Annotated in this window: 16 protein-coding genes; 9 read left to right on the top strand and 7 right to left on the bottom strand. The window is 75.8% G+C overall.

The annotated features are described in order from the left end of the window. The first annotated feature begins 6 nt into the window (after positions 1–6). From NXY84_RS15900 to ilvA, 3 genes are read left to right on the top strand one after another with little or no spacing between them, the layout of a single operon-like run. Positions 7–1,233: a cystathionine gamma-synthase gene (locus NXY84_RS15900; protein WP_258724021.1), complete on the top strand. Its 1,227-nt coding sequence runs from the start codon at positions 7–9 to the stop codon at positions 1,231–1,233. Then, on the top strand, positions 1,230–2,519 hold the full coding sequence (locus NXY84_RS15895) for an AI-2E family transporter (RefSeq protein WP_258724020.1): 1,290 nt from the start codon (positions 1,230–1,232) through the stop codon (positions 2,517–2,519). The genes NXY84_RS15900 and NXY84_RS15895 overlap by 4 nt, the downstream gene beginning before the upstream one ends. Continuing rightward, on the top strand, positions 2,516–3,742 hold the full coding sequence (gene ilvA, locus NXY84_RS15890; RefSeq protein ID WP_258724019.1) for a threonine ammonia-lyase: 1,227 nt from the start codon (positions 2,516–2,518) through the stop codon (positions 3,740–3,742). Before NXY84_RS15895 ends, ilvA begins: the two co-directional genes overlap by 4 nt. A 107-nt stretch (positions 3,743–3,849) precedes the next feature. Here the strand turns inward: ilvA and greA are convergent, their stop codons facing one another. Both greA and NXY84_RS15880 read right to left on the bottom strand, forming a co-directional pair. Continuing rightward, the gene (gene greA, locus NXY84_RS15885; protein WP_258724018.1) at positions 3,850–4,335 is read right to left on the bottom strand and encodes a transcription elongation factor GreA; all 486 of its coding nucleotides are present in this window, start codon (positions 4,333–4,335) and stop codon (positions 3,850–3,852) included. 242 nt (positions 4,336–4,577) lie between these two features. Continuing rightward, on the bottom strand, positions 4,578–4,982 hold the full coding sequence (locus tag NXY84_RS15880; RefSeq protein ID WP_258724017.1) for a DUF4307 domain-containing protein: 405 nt from the start codon (positions 4,980–4,982) through the stop codon (positions 4,578–4,580). 188 nt (positions 4,983–5,170) lie between these two features. On the opposite strand from NXY84_RS15880, the gene mca reads away from it, so the two are divergent. From mca to NXY84_RS15865, 3 genes are read left to right on the top strand one after another with little or no spacing between them, the layout of a single operon-like run. Next, positions 5,171–6,058, top strand: a complete 888-nt coding sequence (gene mca, locus NXY84_RS15875) for a mycothiol conjugate amidase Mca (protein WP_258724016.1) — start codon at positions 5,171–5,173, stop codon at positions 6,056–6,058. Then, the gene (locus NXY84_RS15870; RefSeq protein ID WP_258724015.1) at positions 6,055–6,483 is read left to right on the top strand and encodes a hypothetical protein; all 429 of its coding nucleotides are present in this window, start codon (positions 6,055–6,057) and stop codon (positions 6,481–6,483) included. Before mca ends, NXY84_RS15870 begins: the two co-directional genes overlap by 4 nt. After that, positions 6,480–7,367 carry a nitrilase-related carbon-nitrogen hydrolase gene (locus NXY84_RS15865; RefSeq protein ID WP_309485004.1) on the top strand — a complete coding sequence of 296 codons (888 nt, stop codon included), beginning with the start codon at positions 6,480–6,482 and terminating at the stop codon, positions 7,365–7,367. The genes NXY84_RS15870 and NXY84_RS15865 overlap by 4 nt, the downstream gene beginning before the upstream one ends. A 43-nt stretch (positions 7,368–7,410) precedes the next feature. On the opposite strand, the gene trhA is transcribed toward NXY84_RS15865, so the two are convergent. Then, a complete protein-coding gene (trhA, locus tag NXY84_RS15860; RefSeq protein WP_258724013.1) occupies positions 7,411–8,097 on the bottom strand; it encodes a PAQR family membrane homeostasis protein TrhA in 687 nt (228 codons plus the stop codon). Positions 8,098–8,289: 192 nt separating this feature from the next. Here trhA and NXY84_RS15855 point away from each other — a divergent pair, with 192 nt between their 5' ends. The 3 genes from NXY84_RS15855 to NXY84_RS15845 all read left to right on the top strand — a co-directional run bounded on the left by NXY84_RS15855 (position 8,290) and on the right by NXY84_RS15845 (position 13,225). Next, positions 8,290–9,051, top strand: coding sequence for an isoprenyl transferase (locus NXY84_RS15855; RefSeq protein ID WP_258724012.1), 762 nt, complete (start codon positions 8,290–8,292; stop codon positions 9,049–9,051). A 415-nt stretch (positions 9,052–9,466) separates the two neighbouring features. Then, the gene (locus NXY84_RS15850; protein ID WP_258727244.1) at positions 9,467–10,816 is read left to right on the top strand and encodes a PhoH family protein; all 1,350 of its coding nucleotides are present in this window, start codon (positions 9,467–9,469) and stop codon (positions 10,814–10,816) included. Between the two features lie 348 nt (positions 10,817–11,164). After that, positions 11,165–13,225: a methyl-accepting chemotaxis protein gene (locus tag NXY84_RS15845; RefSeq protein WP_258724011.1), complete on the top strand. Its 2,061-nt coding sequence runs from the start codon at positions 11,165–11,167 to the stop codon at positions 13,223–13,225. Between the two features lie 40 nt (positions 13,226–13,265). On the opposite strand, the gene NXY84_RS15840 is transcribed toward NXY84_RS15845, so the two are convergent. From NXY84_RS15840 to NXY84_RS15825, 4 genes are all read right to left on the bottom strand, one after another. Then, entirely contained in the window at positions 13,266–13,934 is a 669-nt protein-coding gene (locus NXY84_RS15840; RefSeq protein ID WP_258727243.1) for an ABC transporter ATP-binding protein, read from the bottom strand. Positions 13,935–14,005: 71 nt separating this feature from the next. Next, positions 14,006–15,025 carry an ABC transporter ATP-binding protein gene (locus tag NXY84_RS15835; protein ID WP_396126255.1) on the bottom strand — a complete coding sequence of 340 codons (1,020 nt, stop codon included), beginning with the start codon at positions 15,023–15,025 and terminating at the stop codon, positions 14,006–14,008. Between the two features lie 97 nt (positions 15,026–15,122). Further along, positions 15,123–17,897, bottom strand: coding sequence for an FtsX-like permease family protein (locus NXY84_RS15830; protein ID WP_258724010.1), 2,775 nt, complete (start codon positions 17,895–17,897; stop codon positions 15,123–15,125). Beyond that, positions 17,894–21,220, bottom strand: coding sequence for an FtsX-like permease family protein (locus NXY84_RS15825; RefSeq protein WP_258724009.1), 3,327 nt, complete (start codon positions 21,218–21,220; stop codon positions 17,894–17,896). Before NXY84_RS15825 ends, NXY84_RS15830 begins: the two co-directional genes overlap by 4 nt. Between the last annotated feature and the right edge of the window lie 28 nt (positions 21,221–21,248).

Below are 21,248 nucleotides of genomic sequence, written 5' to 3'. Positions count from 1 at the left end.
GAGACCGTGACGACCGACCCGTTCCCCACCTCCGACCTCGACCACGACTGGGCCACCGCCGGGTTCGCGACGAGGGCCATCCACGCTGGCCAGGACCCCGACGCCGCCACCGGTGCCGTCGTCCCGCCGATCTACCAGGTGTCCACCTACAAGCAGGACGGCGTCGGCGGGCTGCGCGGCGGCTACGAGTACTCGCGCTCGGGCAACCCGACGCGTGCGGCGCTCGAGGAGGCCCTGCGGGCGGCCGAGGGCGGCGCGGCCGGCTTCGCGTTCGCGTCGGGCCTCGCGGCGGAGGACACCCTGCTGCGTGCGGTCCTGCGTCCCGGTGACCACGTCGTGGTGCCCGACGACGCGTACGGCGGCACGTACCGCCTGTTCGCGCGCGTCCTCGGCCCGTGGGGCGTCGAGCACACGCCGGTGAACCTCAGCGACCCGGACGCGGTGCTCGCGGCGATCCAGCCCGGGCGCACCAAGGTCGTCTGGGCCGAGACGCCCACGAACCCGCTGCTCGGGATCGCCGACATCGCGGCGCTCGCGGCGCACGCCCGGTCCGCGGGTGCGCTGCTCGTCGTCGACAACACGTTCGCGACCCCCTACCTGCAGCAGCCGCTCGCGCTCGGCGCCGACGCGGTCGTGCACTCGACCACGAAGTACATCGGCGGGCACAGCGACGTCGTCGGGGGCGCGGTCGTCGTCGCGGACGGCGCGCAGCTGCCCGTCGGGCTCGTCGGGACCACCGGGACGACCGCGCTCGCGGACGCGGTGGGCTTCCACCAGAACGCGTCGGGCGCCGTCGCCGGCCCGTTCGACTCGTGGCTCACGCTGCGCGGCCTGCGGACCCTCGCGGTGCGCATGGACCGCCACCAGGCCAACGCCGTGGCGATCGCCGAGTTCCTCACGACGCACCCCCGGGTCACGCAGGTGATCTACCCCGGCCTCACGAGCCACCCCGACCACGAGGTCGCCGCACGCCAGATGAGCGGGTTCGGCGGCATGGTCGCGTTCCGCACGGGCAGCGAGCAGTCCGCGCTCGACGTGTGCGGCCGCACGCGCGTGTTCACGCTCGCGGAGTCGCTCGGCGGCGTCGAGTCGCTCATCGAGCACCCCGGGAAGATGACGCACGGCTCGGTGCTCGGGACCGTGCTCGAGGTCCCGGACGACCTCGTCCGTCTCTCGGTCGGCATCGAGGACGTCGCCGACCTGCTCGCCGACCTCGAGAGGGCGCTGCGATGACCACGACCCGCCCCGCCGTCCCCGTGTCGACCGCGAAGGAACCCGGCACGGGCGCCACGCACCCGCACCCGCGCCCCTCGCAGCCCGACGTGCGCTCGGCCGTCCCGCCGTCCGTCCAGGCCGCCGCGGCGTGGTCGTGGCGGATCATCCTGATCGCGGCCGCGCTCGCGCTGCTGCTCTGGGTCATCGGGTACTTCAAGGTGCTCGTCGTCTCGGTCGCGATCGCGGTGCTGCTGACCGTGCTGCTCGCGCCGTTCGTGCGGTTCCTGCAGCGCCGGGCGCGCTTCTCCCGCGGGCTGGCGTCCGGGACCGCGGTCCTCGGGCTGCTCGCGCTCGTCTCCGGCCTGCTGACGCTCGCGGGGCGCTCGATCGTCAACGGCTTCGCGGAGCTCAGCGACCAGGCGCAGGAGGGCTTCCGTGAGCTCGCCCGGTGGCTGTCGGCGGGTCCGCTCGACCTGAGCACCGACCAGATCGACGAGTACATCGACCAGGCGCAGGCCCAGGTCAGCGACAACGCCTCGTCCCTGGTCTCGGGGGCCCTGTCGGTCGGCACGACGCTGGGCCACGTCGTCGCGGGCGCGCTCATCACGCTGTTCTGCACGTTCTTCTTCCTGCTCGACGGCCGGCAGGTGTGGGCGTGGTTCGTCGGGCTCATGCCCGTCGGCTCGCGCGACCGCATCCACCAGGCCGGGCGGCGCGGGGTCGTGACCCTCGGCGGCTACACGCGCACGCAGATCCTGGTCGCCCTCGTCGACGCGACCGGCATCGGCCTCGGCGCCCTGATCCTCCAGGTCCCGCTCGCGCTGCCGCTCGCCACGCTGGTCTTCCTCGGCTCGTTCATCCCGATCGTCGGCGCGCTCGTGAGCGGCTCGGTCGCGGTCCTCGTGGCGCTCGTCGCGCACGGCCCGGTCGTCGCGCTGATCATGGTCGGCGTCGTGCTGCTCGTGCAGCAGATCGAGGGGCACGTCCTCCAGCCGCTGCTCATGGGCCACGCGGTCTCGCTGCACCCCGTCGCCGTCCTGCTCGCGGTGGCCGCGGGGTCGCTCGCCGCCGGCATCGTCGGCGCGCTGTTCGCCGTCCCGATCGTCGCGGTCATCAACACCGTGGTCCTGTACCTGCACGGGCACGACAAGTTCCCCGGGCTCGGTGACGACGACCACGCCATCGTCCGCGGTGAACCGACCGCACCCGAGGAGCCGGACGAGGCCGACTCGGCGGCGGTCGTCGCGCCCAGCGAGGTCGACCGCAGCGGCCCGGGGACGAGCCGCCTGACCGGTGAGGCATGAGCGCTCTCGACGTCGTGGGCGGGGTCGGCCTCGAGGACGTCCGGTCCGCCGCCGCGCTGCTCGAGGGCGTCGCGACCCGCACGCCCGTCGACTACAGCCGTGCGCTGAGCCGCGTCGCGGGCACCGACGTGTGGCTCAAGTGCGAGAACCTGCAGCGCGCGGGCTCGTTCAAGGTCCGCGGCGCGTACGTGCGGATGGCGCGGCTGTCCGCGGAGGAACGGGCGCGCGGCGTCGTCGCGGCGAGCGCGGGCAACCACGCGCAGGGCGTCGCGCTCGCGGCGCGCCTGCTCGGGATCGACGCGCTCGTCTTCATGCCCGCCGACGCCGCGCTGCCCAAGGTCGCCGCGACGCGTGAGTACGGCGCCCGGGTGGTGCTCGCCGGGACGTCGGTCGACGACGCGCTCGTCGCCGCCCGCGAGGAGTGCACCCGCACGGGTCGCGTGCTCATCCACCCGTTCGACCACGAGGACGTCGTCGCCGGCCAGGGCACTGTGGCGCTCGAGATCCTCGAGCAGGTGCCCGACGTCCGCACGATCGTCGTCTCCGTCGGAGGCGGCGGCCTGGCCGCCGGCGTGGTCGCGGCCGTCGCCGCCGCGCGCCCCGACGTGCGGGTCGTCGGCGTGCAGGCGGCTCGCGCCGCCGCGTACCCCGCGTCGCTCGCCGCCGGGCACCCGGTGCCGATGACGGACCTGCGCACGATGGCCGACGGCATCGCGGTCGGCACCCCCGGCCGGGTGCCGTTCGACGTGCTCCGCGAGCACGGCTGCGAGATCCGGACCGTGACGGAGGAGGACCTCTCACGCGCGCTGCTGCTCGTCGCCGAGCGCGCGAAGCTCCTCGTCGAGCCGTCCGGTGCGGCCGGTGTCGCGGCGGTCATGGCCGCGCCGGGCGCGTTCGAGGGGCCGGTCGTCGCGATCCTCTCGGGCGGCAACATCGACCCGCTCGTCCTGCTGCGCGTCGTGCGGCACGGCCTCGCGTCCGCGGGGCGGTACCTGCAGCTGCGCGTGCGGATCGACGACTCGCCCGGGACCCTCGCGGGCCTCCTCTCCGAGCTCGCCGCCACGGGCGGGAACGTGGTGCACGTGAGCCACGTGCGCACGTCCGTGGACCTCGCGATCGACGAGGTCGAGATCGAGGTGCAGGTCGAGACCAAGGGGCCCGAGCACTGCGGCGAGGTGCTCGCGCACCTGCGGGCCCGCGGCTTCCGGCTCGCGGACCACTGACGCCGACGGGCGAGGCACCGCGGACGTGGGTCCGCGGGGCCTCGCCCGTGCGTGGTGGGACGGCGTCGTCCCGGGTGCTGCGCGGCCCGTGAGCCGGCTGCCGTGCGTCAGCCCGCGAAGGGGTGCGCGGCCTTGATCTCGACCGCGATCTCGCGACCGTTCGGAGCCTCGTAGGCGACCGTGTCGCCCACCGCGCGCCCGTTGATCGCGGCGCCCAGCGGGGACGTCGGGGAGAAGACCTCGATGTCCGCGGAGCCGGCGATCTCGCGCGAGCCCAGCAGGAACACCATCTCGTCGCCGGCGACGAGCGCGGTCACGACCATGCCCGGCTCGACGACGCCGTCGTCCGGCGGCGTGCCGATCTGCACGTTCCGCAGCTTCTGCTTGAGCTCGCGGATGCGCGCCTCCTGCTTCGCCTGCTCCTCGCGCGCGGCGTGGTAGCCGCCGTTCTCCTTGAGGTCGCCCTCGTCGCGTGCGGCGGCGATGCGCGCGGTGATCTCGGCACGACCCTCACCCTCGAGGCGTGCGAGCTCGGTCTTGAGCCGGTCGTGCGCCTCCTGCGTCAGCCACGTGGGCTGCGACGTCTCGGTCACGGTCGCTCCTTCCTTGCCATCTTCGTCTGGTGCGCACGTGCGGGTACGAGGGACGTGCACGTGTGCGGTGAGCCTGCCCTGCCAGCTGCCTGCCGGTCGCGTCGACCGGAGGGTCGCGCTGACCCTGGGCGGCGTATGAATCGACAAGGATAGCAAGACGGGTGTCCGGATGGTGCACGTGCGCGGGTGAGGGCGGGGGTGGGCGCGGGGTCGAGCGCCGTGCGGGCGGCCCGGTGGGCGCCTCAGGCGTCGGGGACCACGACGCAGGTCTCGACCGTCCCGGTGACCGCGAGCTCGGCGGTCGCGAGGGTCTCGGTGAGCCGCACGACGCTCGTGCGCGCCGGCCCGACGGTCACGGTGCGGAAGCCGACCTCGGCGGCCGCCTGGTTGAGCGCGAGCAGCCGGCACTCGACCGTCGCCCCCGGGTCCTTGGTGACCTCGAACGTCATGACGACGCGGTCCGGCTCGACGCGGAACCCGTGGTCCTGCCAGCGCACGGGGTCGCGCTGCAGGCCCGACATGATCCATGCGAGCACCGCGACGACGACCACGGCGGCGGCGACCGACACGACGACCCAGGTGCGGCGCGACACCGAGGTCCGGCGTCCGTACCGGTCCGCCGGTGCGACTGCGTCCTGCTGCGTCACGTGGTCCGCTCCTGGTCGTCGGGCACGCCTGCCGGTCGGCCCGGCGCGGGCGGCTCCTGCCGGACGCTCGTCCGGTACGGACGGCCCCGAGCGGGCGTCGTGCACCCGGCGTGCGGCGAGGTGCGCGATCATTGTCCCTCGCCCCGTGCGCGCCACGTGCACGGGTGACCGACCCACGGAGGCCCCACGTGACCGGAGAACGGCTGCGCCTGCTGGCGGTGCACGCCCACCCCGACGACGAGTCGAGCAAGGGAGCGGCGACGACCGCGCGGTACGCGGCCGAGGGCGTCGACGTCCTCGTCGCGACCTGCACGGGCGGCGAGCGCGGCGACGTCCTCAACCCGAGCTACCCGCCCGTCGACGACCCGGACCGGATGCACGAGATCCGGCGCGAGGAGATGGCGGCGGCCGCGAAGGCCCTCGGGGTGAGCCAGGAGTGGCTCGGCTTCGTCGACTCCGGGCTGCCCGAGGGCGACCCGCTGCCCCCGCTGCCCGAGGGGTGCTTCGCGCTTCAGCCGCTCGAGGTCGCCGCGCGCCCGCTCGTCGAGCTCGTGCGCCGCTTCCGGCCGCACGTCATCACGACGTACGACCCGACCGGCGGGTACCCGCACCCCGACCACATCATGTGCCACCGGGTCTCCGCCGAGGCGTTCGCCGCCGCGGGCGACCCCGAGCGCTACCGCGACGCGGGCGAGCCGTGGACGCCGCTCAAGCTCTACTACAACCACGGCTTCTCGATGGCGCGGATCCGGGCGGCGCACGAGGCGCTCGTGGAGCGCGGGATCGAGTCCCCGTTCGGGGAGTGGGTCGAGTCGCGCGCGGCGCGCGAGATCCCCGAGCGGGAGGTCACGACGCGGATCGCGTGCGCCGACTTCTTCGGTGCGCGCGACGACGCGCTGCGGGCGCACGCGACCCAGATCGACCCCGAGGGCTTCTTCTTCGCGATGCCGCGCGACCTCGAGCGCGAGGTGTGGCCGTACGAGGAGTACGAGCTCGCCGAGTCGCGCGTCCCCGTGCGGCTGCCCGAGGACGACCTGTTCGCGGGCGTGCGCGGCACCGACCAGGCCGGCGCGTGACGGCGGTGACGGGGACGGCGTGGGTCGTGCGGCTCGCGGCGACGCCCAGCCCGACGCCGCTCGAGGTCCCGCTGTCCGAGCAGGCGTCCCCGGGCGTCCTCGGCTTCCTCGTGACGTTCGCGGTCGCGGTCGCGGCGATCCTGCTCGCGCTGTCGCTCACCCGGCACCTGCGGGTCGTCGACCGCCGGGCCGCGCAGCTCGCGCGGGACGAGGAGCCGGTGGACGGGCCCGGCGTGGACGACGGCGGTGCGGGCGGACCGCACGACGCCCGACCGGGGGGCGCGGGCGGAGCGCACGGCTCCGGCTCGGGTGGCGCGGGCGACCCCCACGACGGACGACCCGGCGGCGCGGACGGCCCCCACGACGGACGACCCGGCGGCGCGGACGGCCCCCACGACGGACGACCCGGCGGCGCGGGCGCGTGAGCGGCGAGGCCCGCAGCGGCGCCCGTTCCCGTCCGACGCGGCCCGACGTGCGCGTGACGGTCGGTCAGCTGCGCGTGAGCGCCGACCGTGGCGCCGCCCGGGAGGTCGCGCTCGACGCGCTCGCCACCGCGGCCCGCGCCGGTGCGGACCTGCTGGTGCTGCCGGAGTACGCCTCGGCGTTCGACCCGCGCGGCGTCGGGCCCGAGCACGCCGAGCCGCTGACCGGACCGTTCGTGACGGCGCTGCGCGAGCGCGCGGCGCGCACCGGCGTCGCCGTGCTCGCGGGCACGACGCTGCCGGGATCGCCGGCCGAGGACGCCGACGCCGCTGCGGGCTCAGGTGCCGCCGGGCCGGCGCGGGCCGTCAACGCGGTCGTCGGGATCGACGCGCACGGCGAGCTCGTCGGCACGTACCGCAAGGTGCACCTCTACGACGCGTTCGGCGCCCGGGAGTCGGACCGGCTCGAGGCCGGGCCGCCGGACGCGCCGCCGCTCGTGCTCGACGTCGCCGGCCTGCGGTTCGGTGTCCTGACCTGCTACGACCTGCGCTTCCCGGAGTCGGCTCGGCGCGTGGTCGACGCGGGGGCGGACGTGCTCGTCGTCCCCGCCGCGTGGGCGTCGGGGGAGCTCAAGGCGATGCACTGGCGGGCGCTGGCCGTCGCCCGCGCGATCGAGAACACCGCCGTGGTGATCGGCGTCGGGCAGGCGGGCCCCGGGGTCGTGGGTCGCTCCCTCGTCGTGGGGCCGGACGGGGTCGTCGGGCTCGAGCTCGACGAGCGGCCCGACGTCCGGACGGTCGACGTCGACGGTGCGGGCCTGGCCGCGGTGCGAGCGCGCAACCCGTCGCTCGCGAACCGGCGGTACGCGGTCGTCCCGCGCGGCTGACGCAGCGCCGGGCGGCGGTCCCGGGAGCCCGGGCCGGTCGGCCTCAGGTGCGCGCGATCGCGACCGCGACGGCGGCGAACGTGCACGCCCAGCCGATCACGGTGAGCACGTGGAAGACCTCGTGGAACCCGAACCACCGCGGGCTCGGGTTCGGCCGCTTCGTGGCGTACACGACGGCGCCCAGGATGTACGCGACGCCGCAGCCGACGACGAGCGCGACGATCGCGGCCCCGCCGGCCTCGGCGCGCGCGAACTGCGGCAGGTAGCCGAGGGCGGCGCACCCGAGGAGCACGTAGAGCGGCGTGTAGAGCCAGCGCGGCGCGTCGAGCCACAGGACCCGCATGAGCAGGCCGGCGAACGCCCCGGTCCACACGATCCAGAGCAGGACCGTCGCGTCCCGGGGGCTCAGCAGGAGCACCGCGAGCGGCGTGTACGTGCCGGCGATGATCAGGTAGATGTTCGAGTGGTCGAGCCGGCGCAGCACGCCCGCGACGCGCGGCGACCACGTGCCGCGGTGGTACACGCCGCTCGTGCCGAATAGCAGGATCGACGTGACGCCGAAGACGGCGACCGCGGTGCGCGGCGTGCCGGGCGGTGCGGCGACGAGCAGCAGGACCGCGCCGACGAGCGCCACGGGGAACATGCCGGCGTGGATCCAGCCCCGCAGCCGCGGCTTGACCGCGGCCGTCACCTGCTCGGCTGCGTGCTCCACAGAGCGCGGGATGTCCACGGGCGTCCTCCTCGTCGTGCGCACGGCTCGGGTGGCGGTCGCCGAGCACAACTTACGTCTCCGTAGGTTACGTCAGCGTAGGTCCTACGTCCTCACCGGCCGCCAGGATCCGGACGTCACGTCCGTCGCAGGCAGCCCGGGCGAGTAGCGTGAGCGCGGACCGTTCCCAGCCCGCTGACGAGGAGTTCGAGCGTGCGCCTGCCCCATCTGCTGTACGGGCTCTACGAGCGCCGGATCGCGGCCTCGCTCGACCCCGCGCAGATGCCGCGGCATGTCGGGGTCATCCTCGACGGGAACCGGCGGTGGGCGCGCAACCTCGGGGAGTCGGCCGCGACGGGCCACCAGCGCGGGGCCGACAAGATCGCGGACCTGCTCGGCTGGAGCGAGGACATCGGCGTCGAGGTCGTCACGCTGTGGATGCTCTCGACCGACAACCTCACCCGGTCGGCCGAGGAGCTCGACGCCCTCCTGCGGATCATCGAGGACGCGGTCGACGAGCTCGCCGCGAGCGGGCGGTGGCGCGTGCAGGTCGTCGGCTCGCTCGACCTGCTCCCGCGCGCGACCGCGGACGCGCTGTGCGCCGCGCAGGAGCGCACGCGCGACGTCCAGGGGCTGCATGTCAACGTCGCGATCGGCTACGGCGGCCGGCGCGAGATCGCCGACGCCGTGCGCTCGTTCCTGCGCACGCACGCCGAGCGCGGCGCGAGCCTCGACGAGCTCGCCGAGCAGTTCGACGTCGAGCACATCGCCGAGCACCTCTACACGCGCGGCCAGCCCGACCCGGACCTCGTGATCCGCACCTCCGGCGAGCAGCGGCTCGGCGGGTTCCTGCTGTGGCAGAGCGCGCACTCGGAGTTCTACTTCTGCGAGGCGTACTGGCCGGACTTCCGGCGCGTGGACTTCCTGCGCGCGGTCCGCTCGTACGCCGCGCGCGAGCGCCGCCTCGGGCGCTGAGGACCCGGATCCGCCCGCGTGCGCGGGCGGGCGCGTGTGTCTGCGCGCGTGTCTGCCAGGTATCCATCGGATGAAGAAGTGGCCCGGGGCGCGCGTCCGTGCGCCGCGTGTCGGAGCCCGGGCGTAGCGTCTGGCTCACCGGACGGCGCCCGCCGTCCTCGGGAGGCCAGCCCATGGAGCAACCGCTCCGGGAGGAGGGCCGGTCCTGGCCCTGCGGGGCCGGCCGACCTCGTCTCGTCGCCGACTGCCGGCGCACACCGCTCACGCGGGCCGGCACGAGGTGCCCGATGCGGCGCTGACGCGCCGGAGGGAGCCTGTTGTGGGCAACAAGGATCTGGGACCCCGCACGAGCGCGGCCGCCACCAGCACCGCGGGTCCGACAGCGCCGGCCGGGACGGACGCGCCGGACGAGGGTCTGCGGACGCACGTCCTCGACACGTCCGTCCTGCTCTCGGACCCCAAGGCCGTCTACCGCTTCGCCGAGCACGACGTCGTCCTCCCGGTCGTCGTCATCACCGAGCTCGAGGCCAAGCGGCACCACGCCGAGCTGGGCTACTTCGCACGGTCCGCGCTCCGGCTCCTCGACGACCTGCGCGTCGCGCACGGCGGGCTGGACCACCCCATCCCGCTCGGCACCGCGGGCGGGACGCTGCGGGTCGAGCTCAACCACGCCGACGTGAGCGTCCTGCCCGCCGGCTTCCGGCTGGGGGACAACGACACGCGGATCCTCGCGGTCGCGGCGAACCTGGCGGCCGAGGGCAAGGACGTCACGGTCGTCTCGAAGGACCTGCCGATGCGGGTCAAGGCGTCCGCCGTGGGGCTGCGCGCGGAGGAGTACCGCGCGGAGCTCGCGGTCGACTCCGGCTGGACCGGGATGGACACGCTCGACATCTCCGAGCAGCAGATGGCCCGGCTGTGGGAGCACGAGTCGTTCGCGCTCGCCGACCTCGACCAGGACCTCGAGGCCGGCGGTGTCGAGGAGGCGGCGACGAGCGCGCGCGGTGCGGCGGCCCGTGACCTGCCGTGCCACACCGGCCTCGTGCTGCACAGCCCGCGCGGCTCGGCGCTCGGGCGCGTGACGGCCGACAAGCACGTCCAGCTCGTGCGCGGCGACCAGGACGTCTTCGGCCTGCACGGGCGCAGCGCCGAGCAGCGCGTCGCGATCGACCTGCTGCTGGACGAGGAGATCGGCATCGTCTCGCTCGGCGGGCGCGCCGGGACGGGCAAGTCGGCGCTCGCGCTGTGCGCCGGGCTCGAGGCGGTGCTCGAGCGGCGCCAGCACCGCAAGGTCATGGTGTTCCGGCCGCTCTACGCGGTCGGTGGCCAGGACCTCGGCTACCTGCCGGGCGGGGAGTCCGAGAAGATGAACCCCTGGGCGCAAGCGGTCTTCGACACCCTGAGCGCGGTCGTCAGCAAGGAGGTCGTCGAGGAGGTGCTCGACCGCGACCTGCTCGAGGTGCTGCCGCTCACGCACATCCGGGGCCGCTCGCTGCACGACGCGTTCGTCATCGTCGACGAGGCGCAGTCGCTCGAGCGCAACGTCCTGCTCACGGTGCTCTCGCGCATCGGCCAGAGCTCGCGCGTCGTCCTCACGCACGACGTCGCGCAGCGCGACAACCTGCGCGTCGGGCGGCACGACGGGATCGCCGCGGTCATCGAGGCGCTCAAGGGCCACCCGCTGTTCGGGCACGTCACGCTCACCCGCTCCGAGCGCTCGCCCGTCGCCGCGCTCGTCACCGAGCTGTTCGAGGGCATCGAGATCTGACGCCGGCAGCCGAGCGGTGCGGCGCCCGTCCCGGGAACCGCACCGCTCGGGCACCGGACGGCGTGCGCGACCGGGCGGACGAGCGGCGAGGCGCACGGCGGGCGAGGCGGACGACGGGCGGGGCGGACGACGGGTCGCGTGAGGGACGGCCGGTCGGGTGAGACGTGGGCGTGGGACCAAGGTCCCGGGCGCAACCCCTCACGACCCGGCGGGCACGTCCGAAGGGGCGGGTGCCACCGCTGGTCGTCCAGGGGGCTGGCGGACGACCGGCACCGCCGCCTCGTCCCCGGGAGCCCTCGCGTGCCAGTCCTCACCTCACGTCTCCGTCGGAGCCTGCGCCTGCAGCTCGTGGCCACCGGGGGCGGCGCCGTCGTCGTGACGGCGGCCCTCCTCACCGCGCTCGGCGGGTCGCAGGTCTCGGGCCTCGCCTCGAGCGCCGAGCGGGACGTCCGGACCCTCACCGACGAGTCGATGCGGCAGACCTCGCAGCAGGCGCTCACCCTCGTCGAGACCCAGGTCGCGACCGTGACGGAGCGGCTCGAGTCCGAGCTCCGCGTGGCGTCGCAGGTGCTCGCGCAGCAGGGCAGCGTCGCGTTCGCCGAGCCGGAGCGGTGGACCGCGACGAACCAGGTGACCCAGGAGCGGACCGAGGTCGAGGTCCCGCGCCTGACGGTCGGCGGCGCCGACCTCGGCCGCAACGCGGACCCGGCGGTGCGGACGCCCGTGGTGGACGACGTGACGGAGCTCCTCGGGTCCGCGACAACGCTCTTCCAGCGGGTCAACGACGCGGGCGACATGCTGCGGGTCGCGACGAGCGTGCAGAACGCCGAAGGCCGGCGCGCGATCGGGACGTACATCCCCGCCGTCGGGCCGGACGGCACGCCCAACGCCGTGGTCGCGGCGCTCACCGCCGGCGAGCCGTTCTACGGCACGGCGACGGTCGTCGGCCAGCCGTACGTCGCGGCCTACACCCCGCTCCTCGAGGGCGGTGAGGTCGTCGGCGCGCTGTTCGTCGGGACGCCGCAGGCCGCGGTCGACGCGCCGCTGCGCGAGGCCCTGAGCACCGTGACCGTCGGCGAGCACGGGTACCTCACGGTGCTCTCCGACGCCGGCGAGTGGGTCGTGCCGCCGCCGGGCGCCGACGAGGGGCCGGCTCTGGAGGCGACGGACGCCGACGGCGAGCCGTTCGCGCAGGCGCTCGTGGACGCGGGCGCGGCGGCGACCGGCGACGAGCCCGTCCAGCACCGCGTCGAGCTCGCGGGCGACGGGTTCGCGACGGTCGACGTGAGCCGCTACGGGCCCTGGGGGTGGACGGTCGCCGCGTGGGGCTTCGACTCCGACCTGCGCGCGGTCCCCGACCGGCTCGCGGACGGCTCCCGCACGCTCATGACGACGCTGCTGCTCGCGGGGCTCGCCGTCACGGTGGTCGCCGTGGCCGCGGTCGTCGGGCTCTCGGGGCGCATCGTCGCCCGCGTGTCCCGGCTCACCGCGGCGCTGCGCCGGGTCGCCGCACGGGACCTCGCGGTCGACGTCCGCGGTGAGGGCGTCGACGAGATCGGCGTCATGGGCGACGCGCTGGGCGAGGCGATCGAGGGCATGCGCGGCGCCGTCGTGCGCATGCAGGCGGGTGCCGAGGCGGTGCGCGTGACCGCCGGCCGCCTCGACGCCTCGAGCGGGACGCTCGAGGGTGTCGCGGGGCAGACCGTCGAGCGCGCGGACGGGGCCGCACAGAGTGCCGTCGTGGTGAGCTCGGAGGTGCAGGCCGTGACCGCGGCGATGACCGAGATGCGGGCGTCGATCGAGTCGATCGCGCACGGCGTCCACGCGGCGTCGGCCGAGGCCGGCACGGCGGTGAGCGCGACCCGTGCCGCCGCCGAGAACGCCGAGCGGCTCGGCTCCTCGTCCTCGCAGATCGCGGCGGTCCTCGACACCGTGACCGCGATCGCGGGCCAGACGCACCTGCTCGCGCTCAACGCGACGATCGAGGCGGCCCGCGCCGGGGCCGCGGGCAAGGGGTTCGCGGTCGTCGCGGGCGAGGTCAAGGAGCTCGCCGACCAGACGTCCACGGCCATCCAGACGATCAGCCCGGTGCTCGACGCGGTCGCCCGCGACTCGGCCGACGTGCGGGCCGCCGTCGAGCGCATCTCGGCGTCGATCACGACGGTCGACGAGCACCAGGCGTCGATGTCCGCGGTGGTCGAGCAGCAGACCGTCACGACGTCGGAGATCGAGCGCAACCTCGTGGTCGCGGCGGGCAGCTCGCGCGACATCGCGGACAGCGCGTCGCACGTCGCGCAGGCCGCGGGGAGCGCGTTCGACAGCGCCGAGGACGTGCGGCACGCCGTCGTCGAGCTCGGGCGGGTCGCGTCCGAGCTCGCCGCCGGGGTCGACGAGTTCACGCTCGCCTGACCCCGGCCGCGACGCCGGGGCCGCGCCGCGCGGGACGGGCTCAGCTCTCGACGAGCCGCCCGTCCGCGAGCCGCACGACGCGGTCCGCGAGCTGGATCATCAGCGGGTCGTGCGTCGAGACGATCGCCGTCATGCCCTCGGCCTGCACGACCGCCCGCAGCAGCGCCATGATCGCGAGCCCGGTCTCGGTGTCGAGCTGGCCGGTCGGCTCGTCGGCGATGAGCAGCCGGGGGGAGTTCGCGAGCGCGCGCGCGAGACCCACGCGCTGCTGCTGACCGCCCGAGAGCTCGCCCGGACGCTGCTGGGTGTGGGCACCGAGGCCGACGAGGTCGAGCAGCAGCTCGACGCGTGCCTCGCGGACCGCGGTCGGGACCGAGCGCAGCCGCAGCGGGACGCCCACGTTCTCGGCCGCGGAGAGCACCGGGACCAGCCCGAACGTCTGGAAGACGAACGACACGACGTCGCGCCGGAGCTCGACGAGGCCGCGCTCGTCGAGGCTCGACACCTCGCGACCGTCGACCACGACGCGCCCCTCGTCGGGCCGGTCGAGGCCGCCGATGAGGTTGAGCAGCGTCGTCTTGCCGGACCCCGACCGGCCGACGAGCGCGACGAGCTCGCCCGGCTGCACGGTGAACGACACGTCGCGCGTCGCGTGCACCGCGCCTGCGCCGGAGCCGTACGTGCGGCTGACGTGCTCGACGACGACCATCGGTGCGGCCGGGGCAGCGGGGGCGCCGCCCACGGCGGACCAGGGGGCGGTCCCCGTCACGGGTGTGCCGGTCATGACTCCTCCTCGCGGGTCTGCTGCTGCGTGCCGGGGCCGTCGGGGGCGCCCGTCGTGCTGTGCCGGCCGGGGCGCGGCCGGTCGGGCCACACCTCGACGTGGCGGGCCTCGAGCGCGAGCCGGACGCGGCCGGACAGCTCGAGCGCCTCGCGGTAGTCCGCCGGCAGCTGGACGCGCCCCGCGCGGTCGAGCACCGCGTACTCCTCGGCGACGACCTGCTCGGTGCCGTGCTCGTCGGTGTGGGTGCGGCGGAGCACCTCCGAGGACGTCCGCCCGTCGCGGATCTCCACGGTGCGCTGCACGTGCTCGCTCACGCTCGAGTCGTGCGTGACGATCACGACCGTGACGCCGAGCTCGCGGTTCGCGGCGCGCAGGGTGTCGAACACCTCGACGGACGTCGCGGTGTCGAGCTCGCCGGTCGGCTCGTCGGCGAACAGGACCTGCGGGGAGTTCACGAGCGCGACGCCGATCGCCACGCGCTGCTGCTCGCCCCCCGAGAGCTGGCCGGGGCGCCGGTCGGCGCAGTAGCCGACCCCGAGCGCGTCGAGGAGCTCGACCGCGCGGCGCCGCCGGGCGGCCGACCGGACGCCGGCAAGGGCCTGGGGGAGGGCCACGTTCTCGGTCGCCGACAGGTAGGGCACGAGGTTGCGTCCCGTCTGCTGCCACACGAAGCCGACCATGCGGCGCCGGTACTCGACGCGCTCGCGCGCCGACATCCCCATGAGGTCCCAGGGCCCGACGCGCACGCGCCCGGCGGTGGGCACGTCGAGGCCGGAGAGCACCGACAGGAGCGTCGACTTCCCCGAGCCCGACGCGCCGACGATCGCGATCTCCTCGCCGGGGTCGACGAGCAGGTCCAGGCCCTGCAGGGCCTGCACCTCGATGCCCTCGGACTGGTAGATCCGCACGAGGTTGTCGCACGCGATGAGCGCGTGCTCGCCGTACGCGCCGGGACGCGCACGGGCCCGGTCCTCGAGGGTCGCGAGCGACTGCTGCGGGGTCTGCGTCGTGGTCACCGGGCTGCTCCTCGGACGGTGGGCGGGACGGGTGTCGGGGCCGGGCCGGCGGGCGGCCCGTGGCGGGTGGCGAGCGCCCGGTCGGCGCGCCGGCCGCTCACCGGTCACCGACCCGGAGCACGTCGCCGAGCCGGTCGCGCCGCCGCACCGCGGCCTCGGCGACGACGCTGACGACGAGCGCGAGCACCGCGACGCCGACCGCGAGGGCGAAGGGCAGCGGCGTGACCACGAGCTCGGTCGTGCCGAGCTCGCCGGTGACCCGACGCAGCCCGAGCGCGCTCGTCAGCACGACGGGCACCGCGACCCCGATGAGCGCGCCGGCGAGCACCGCCGCGACGACGAGCGGGCTGAGCTCGCCGAGCGTGACGAGCCGTGCGCCGCGCGGGTCGAGCCCGAGCGTGCGCAGCGCCGAGAGCGTGCGCCCGCGCTCCGGGGCGGTCGCCACGACGGTGAGGACGAGCGTCACGGCCGCGAACAGCGCGAGCACGAGGCTCGTCAGGAGCAGCAGCTGCTGCAGCGCGCGGACGAGCGCGGAGGACCGCTCCGCGGCGAGCCGGTCGGCGCGCACGGTGACGTCGAGGTCGACGGCCTCGACCTCGGCGATCGCGCGCTCGACGGCGGCGGGAGCGCCCGGGCCGGAGACCCACAGCGTGTCCTGCTCGAGCGGGACCTCGGTCGCCGCGGTGTAGGTGGCGAGGTCCGCCACGACGACCGGCTCCGGCCCGAACGTCATCGTCGTGTCCCCCACGACCTCCAGCACCACGCGCTGCTCGCCGTCGTAGACCCGGGCCCCGGCGACGTCGGTCTCGACGCGCAGCGACGGGCTGACGAGCGCACGTGGGCCGTCGGGTCCGGTCCCGTCGAGCCCGGCCAGCTCTCCGCCGTACCGCGGGTCGACGGCCGCGCGGACACGCTCGTACGCCGCGGCCTCGAGGAGGACGAGCGTCACGACCTCGCCGCCGTCGCCGTTGAGCCGGCGCGTGCCGATCGCCGTGCCGAGCGCGGCGGAGTCGACGCCGTCCTGCCGCAGCACCTCGTCGGCGAGCTCGCGGGTCACCCCGCCCTCGACGAGGACGTCCGCCCCGACCTGCTCGATCGACGCCCGCTCCTGACCGACGCCGACGGTCGCCGCCGTGAGGCCCGCGAACACGACGAGCGCGAGCGCGACGGTGAGCGAGAGCAGCGGGACGCCGAGCCCGGCAGCCTGCGCCGCACGGGCCGCCGCCACGACGCCCACGAGCCCGCGACGCCGTGCCGCGAGCCGACCGACGGCGCCGAGCACGACCGGGAACGCCCGCAGCACGAGGATCGTCGCGCCCGCCGCGAGGAGCGCCGGCGTCGCGGCGAGCAGCAGGTCCACGCCGGACGTCTGCGTCTGCAGGAGCCCGCGTCCGCGCACCGCCGACGCCGCCCCGGCCGCGAGGACCACGACCGTGACCTCGGCCGTCCTGCGCTGCGCGCGCCGCCGGCCGAGGACGCGCTCGCGGTCCTGGCGGTTCGCGGGCAGCTGGCGCCCGGTCCAGGCGCGGGCCACGAGCGCGGCCCCCAGGACGGGCGTCGCGAGGACGGCCACGACCGCGACGGCGATCGCCGGGGCCCACACGACGGCTGTCGGGCCCGGCGTCGCGAGCAGCGCGGCGACCAGGCCGAGGACCAGGCCGACGAGCGTGACCGGCACCGACTCGAGCAGGAGGCGCAGCGCCACCGACGCGACCGACGCGCCGCGGGCCCGCTCGGCCTCGAGCAGCGTGCGGCGCCGGGTCACGAGCAGGCGCGCCGCGAGCACGAGGGCGAGGCCGGCGACGGTGACGATGCCGACGAGGAGCAGCGACGCCTGGGCGGTGACGCCGCGCAACCGCGTCGCGAACTCGCCGAGCACCTCGTCGAGCTCGGTCGACACGGCCAGGGTGCGCCCGCCCGAGAGGGTCAGCTGGTCCGGGTTCGCCGTGATCGACGCGACGTCGTCCGCGACCGCGCCTGCGCGGGCCGCGGTGAGCGCCGGGACGTCGACGGCGAGCCGGACGACCGTGCGGTGGCCCGAGGCCTGTAGCGCCGCGCGGGCGTCCGGGACCGACTCGCGGGAGAGGAAGAGGCCCGTGGTCGTGTGATTGCCCCGCTTGGCCTCCCGGACGACGGGTTCGACGAGCTCCGGGGCGTCGGCCCAGGTCTCGTCCGCCGGGTCGACCGGCTCGTAGACGCCCGTCACGACGGCGACGGCCTCGCCGCGCAGCGCGCCCGCCAGGCCGATCTCCGACCCGACGGTCACGCCGAGCGCGTCGGCCGTGGCGCGCGTGACGCCGACCTCGACGCGCTGCGGGCGGAGCTCCACGGGCACGTCGTAGCCCGCAGCCTCGCGCTCGGCCGCGTGCTCGGCGCGCACGTCCGGCGAGGCGCCGGGCTCGGCGCCCTCGACCCAGCGGACCCCGGCGGAGCGCTCGCTCCACACCCACCTCAGGCGCAGCGCCCACAGGCCGGTCTCGGGCGGGGTGGCGAGGCTCAGGTCCGTGCTGTGGAACGACAGCTCGGGCTCCAGCACCGTGGCGCGCAGCTCGTCGGGCAGCACCGCACGCAGGTCGTTCGCGGCGGACTCGAGCTTGTCGGCCAGCCGCGGGTCGCGCACGGTGTCCCGCACCGTGCCCATCGCGGGCGGCAGCTCGGCGAGCACGTCGCTGCGGCTGCCCGCCTCGGTCACGGCCTGGCGCACGCCCCGGTCGGCGGACTCCACGAGGTAGCGCGGGCCGGCGAGCGCGAGGAACGCGGTCACCGCGACGAGCGCGAGGCACACCGCGACGAGGCCGCGGTCGGCGACCGCGCGACGCCACGCGAGGAGCGGCGAGCCGGCGACGAGGGGCAGCACGCGGGGCGCCCTCATCGGTCGTCCCCGAGCCGCAGGAGCTCTGCGGACGCACGGCGCAGGAGGGTCATGGTGGTCACCCCGACGGTGATGGCGATGGCGGCGAGCAGGGACAGGAGGAGCACGGCCTCGTCGGCCCACGGCCACTGCACGAGGACCGGGGGGACGGGCCGTCGGCCGTCGGCGGCGACCGTGAGCAGCGGCGCGACGAGATGGCCCAGCAGCAGGCCGAGCAGGAGGCCGCCGGTGCTGCCGAGCAGCGCGAGCAGCCCGTGCTCGGCGAGAACCGCCCGGACGAGCCCGCCGCGCGAGGCGCCGAGCGCCTGGAGCCGCGCGAGCTCGAGCCGGCGCAGCCGCACCGAGACGGTCGCGCTCATCAGGAACCCGGCGATCGCGAGAGCGACGGCGGCGATCGTGACGATCCAGAGCGCGGCCTGCATGCCGACCCGCAGCGGGCCGTCGGTGAGCAGGTCGCGGACCTCGACGCGGCTCTCGATCGTCCCGTCGTCGCGGCCGCGGACGTCCGCGAGGGTCGAGGCGAGGCCGTCGTCGGGCACCGCCGCCCACCACTCGTCGATCAACGGGTCCGTCAGGCCGATGCCGGCGAGCGCGCGCCACAGGGTGTCGTGGTCCGCGAGAGCGGCCGGGCGCGCCGGGCTGCCGGGCAGGTGGGGGACCGCCGCGACCAGGCGCACCGGCACGGTGACGGCCCCGAACGCGAGCAGCGCCTCGTTGCCGACCTCGGACTCGAGAAGGTCGAGCATCGCGTCGGACGCGATCACCGGGACGTGCTCCGGGGCCTCGAACGCCGTGACGGAGAAGCCTCGGCCGCCCTCGATCAGGTCGTCGAGCGGGAGGGTTCCTGTCGCGCTCAGCGCACCGGCGTCCCCGACCGTGAGGTCGACCGGTGTCACGACGCCCCAGGAGTTGGGCAGCGACCGTCCGGACCACTCGTCGGCGACGAACGCGACGGGCTCCGAGACGGTGCCACCGGTGCGCGCACGCAGGTCGGCGACGTCGAGGTCCCAGAAGACCAGCGGCGCGGAGCCGTTGGGCGGGGCGACGGGCAGGGCGTCGCCGATCGCGACGACCGCCTCCGCGGGGAGGTAGATCTGGCCGACGAGGGACACGACCCTCAGCGGGGTCGCGAGGCGAGCGCCGGCCGCCGCGACGGTCACGGTCTGCTGCGCGGGGGTGCCGTCCGCCGGGAACGGGTCGAGCTCGTAGGACACGCGCGCGCCGTGCGCGTCCTGCACCGTCACCGTGACGAGCACCTGGGTGCCGGGGAGCGCAGGCATCACGGAGGCGGCGAGCGTGAGGTCGACCTGCTCGGGCGTGCCGGGCAGCACCGGTCCCCGGACCGCGTCCTCGGGTGCGAGCCGCTCGACCTCGCCGGGCCAGCCCTGGGGGTGCGCCGACCGCCCGCGCAGCACCGCGGAGCCGCCCACGGTGTCGACGGCGAGCAGGTCGATGCTCTTGTTGGTCGACGGGAGCTGGCTGTCGGTCACGGGCCGCCCGATCTTCACGGACCGGGACGTCACCGGGCTGAACTCCGTCGCGCCGGGCAGCGCGCCGATGGTCGCAGACTGGTCGAACGGCGTCCCGGCGAGCCCGTCGACGCGCACGTCGGTGCCGACCCGCAGCTCGGCCTGGTCGGCCTGCGACACCCGCCACGTCGCGAGGAAGGACTGCGAGAACGAGCTCACGGCGACCGCGAGCGTGAGGAGCAGGACCGCGCCCGAGGCACGTGCCGGGCGGCGGGAGACCTCCCACGCGGCGAGCGGGAGGACGAGCGAGCGGCTGCGCCGCGCGAGCCGCTCGACGCCGCGCGCCACGAGCGGTGCCGCGCGCAGCGTCAGGGCACCCCCGGCGAGCAGGAACAGCGCCGGCCCGGCGACGAGCACGGGGTCGATCCCGCCGCCCTCGACGACCGGCGACCGGTAGACGCGCAGCTGCCAGAACGCGACGCCGGCGAGCGCGACGAGCGCGAGGTCGAGGCCCGAGCGTGCGAACGAACCGCGTCCCTCCTGACGGACGAGCTGCTGCTCGTCGTCGACGACGCTCGTCGGCCGGCGCAGGAGCGGCGCGAGCAGCACGGCGGCGAAGAGCGCGGCGGCGGCGGCGCACGTGACGAGCAGGTGCCGGGGCAGCCCGGGGTCGCGGTCCAGCCCGGCGGCCGCGAGCACGGGCTGGGCGACCACCGCGCGGTACAGCGCCCGGGCGACGAACGGCGCGAGCGCGGCGGTGAGCGCCGCGATGGCAAGCGCCTCGAGACCGGCGAAGCGCACGAGCTGCCTCGCCGACGCGCCGCGGGAGGTCAGGAGCGTGCGCTCGGCGACGCGCCGCTCCGCGAGCAGCCGGGCGGCGATGAGCAGCACGGTCACGGCGAGCACCGCGAGCATGATGCCGAGCACCGCGAGACCCACCCGCGTGACCGCGAGCTGCGTGCGCGCGCCGTCGACGGTCGTCGCGAGCTCGGTCACGACGTACCCGCCGAGCGCGACGTCGGAGAGCGCGGCGATGAGGGCGGGGCGTGCGTCCTCGACGCGCTGCGGAACCTCGGCGAGCGTCGCGGGGGTCGCCTCCCCGAGCTGGGGGTGGGCGACCACGCGGGCCGACTGCGTCTCGACGACCTGGTCGGTGAGGACCTCGGGCATCGCGACGAACGGGCCGTAGGCGGTCGTCTTCACGAAGCCGAAGGACCCCGGGACGGGGAAGTTCCGGTCGACGAGCGCGCCGTCGAGCAGGTCGCGTCCCCACGGCGCGAGCGGCCCTGTCCGCTCGAAGACGCCCACGACGACGGTGTCGACGACGTCGCGCGACGACGAGCTCGTGAGCGGGAAGGTGCTGCCGGCGGTCCATCCGAAGGCCTCCGCGGCCGTCTCGGGGACCGCGATCTCGACGCGCCCGTCGCCGTCGGCCGCCGCTGCGGGCCACCGGCCCTCGAGGAGCGTGGCGCGGTCCTCCAGCGCGGGCTGCGCGGCGACGTAGGCGAGCGGCGCGGGGGACACGTCCCCGGCGGGGATCCGGTACGGGACCGAGGTCAGCCAGCGGTCGTACGTGGTCGGCACGTCCTCCGTGACGGTCGCGAGCACGCCCTCGGCGGCCTCGATCGACCGCAGGGGCGCCTTGGCGCCGGGCGTGAGCTCGACGTCGACGTCGGTCGCCGTCCCGGGCTCGCGGCTGAGCGCCGTCTGCAGCGACCGCGCCTCGCTCTCGGTGAGCAGCAGCCCGAACGTCCCCAGCAGGCCGGAGCCCAGCACGGCGACGGCGAGCACCGTCACCAGCAGCGACGCCTGCGTCAGCGCCCGGTGCGCGAGCAGCCGCATCGTCCAGCCCACAGTTCCCCCTCGACCTCGTCGTCGTCCG

This window comes from Cellulomonas sp. NS3 (genome assembly GCF_024757985.1).
In the GTDB taxonomy this organism is placed as follows: Bacteria; Actinomycetota; Actinomycetes; order Actinomycetales; family Cellulomonadaceae; genus Cellulomonas_A.
This window is presented reverse-complemented; position numbering and strand designations above follow the sequence as displayed.

What these genes read in the sequence shown, in the direction of transcription:
- NXY84_RS15895 (WP_258724020.1), top strand. Translation starts at nt 1,230, where the DNA reads ATGACCACGACCCGCCCCGCCGTCCCCGTGTCGACCGCGAAGGAACCC.
- NXY84_RS15840 (WP_258727243.1), bottom strand. Translation starts at nt 13,934, where the DNA reads ATGGTCGTCGTCGAGCACGTCAGCCGCACGTACGGCTCCGGCGCAGGC.
- ilvA (WP_258724019.1), top strand. Translation starts at nt 2,516, where the DNA reads ATGAGCGCTCTCGACGTCGTGGGCGGGGTCGGCCTCGAGGACGTCCGG.
- NXY84_RS15830 (WP_258724010.1), bottom strand. Translation starts at nt 17,897, where the DNA reads ATGAGGGCGCCCCGCGTGCTGCCCCTCGTCGCCGGCTCGCCGCTCCTC.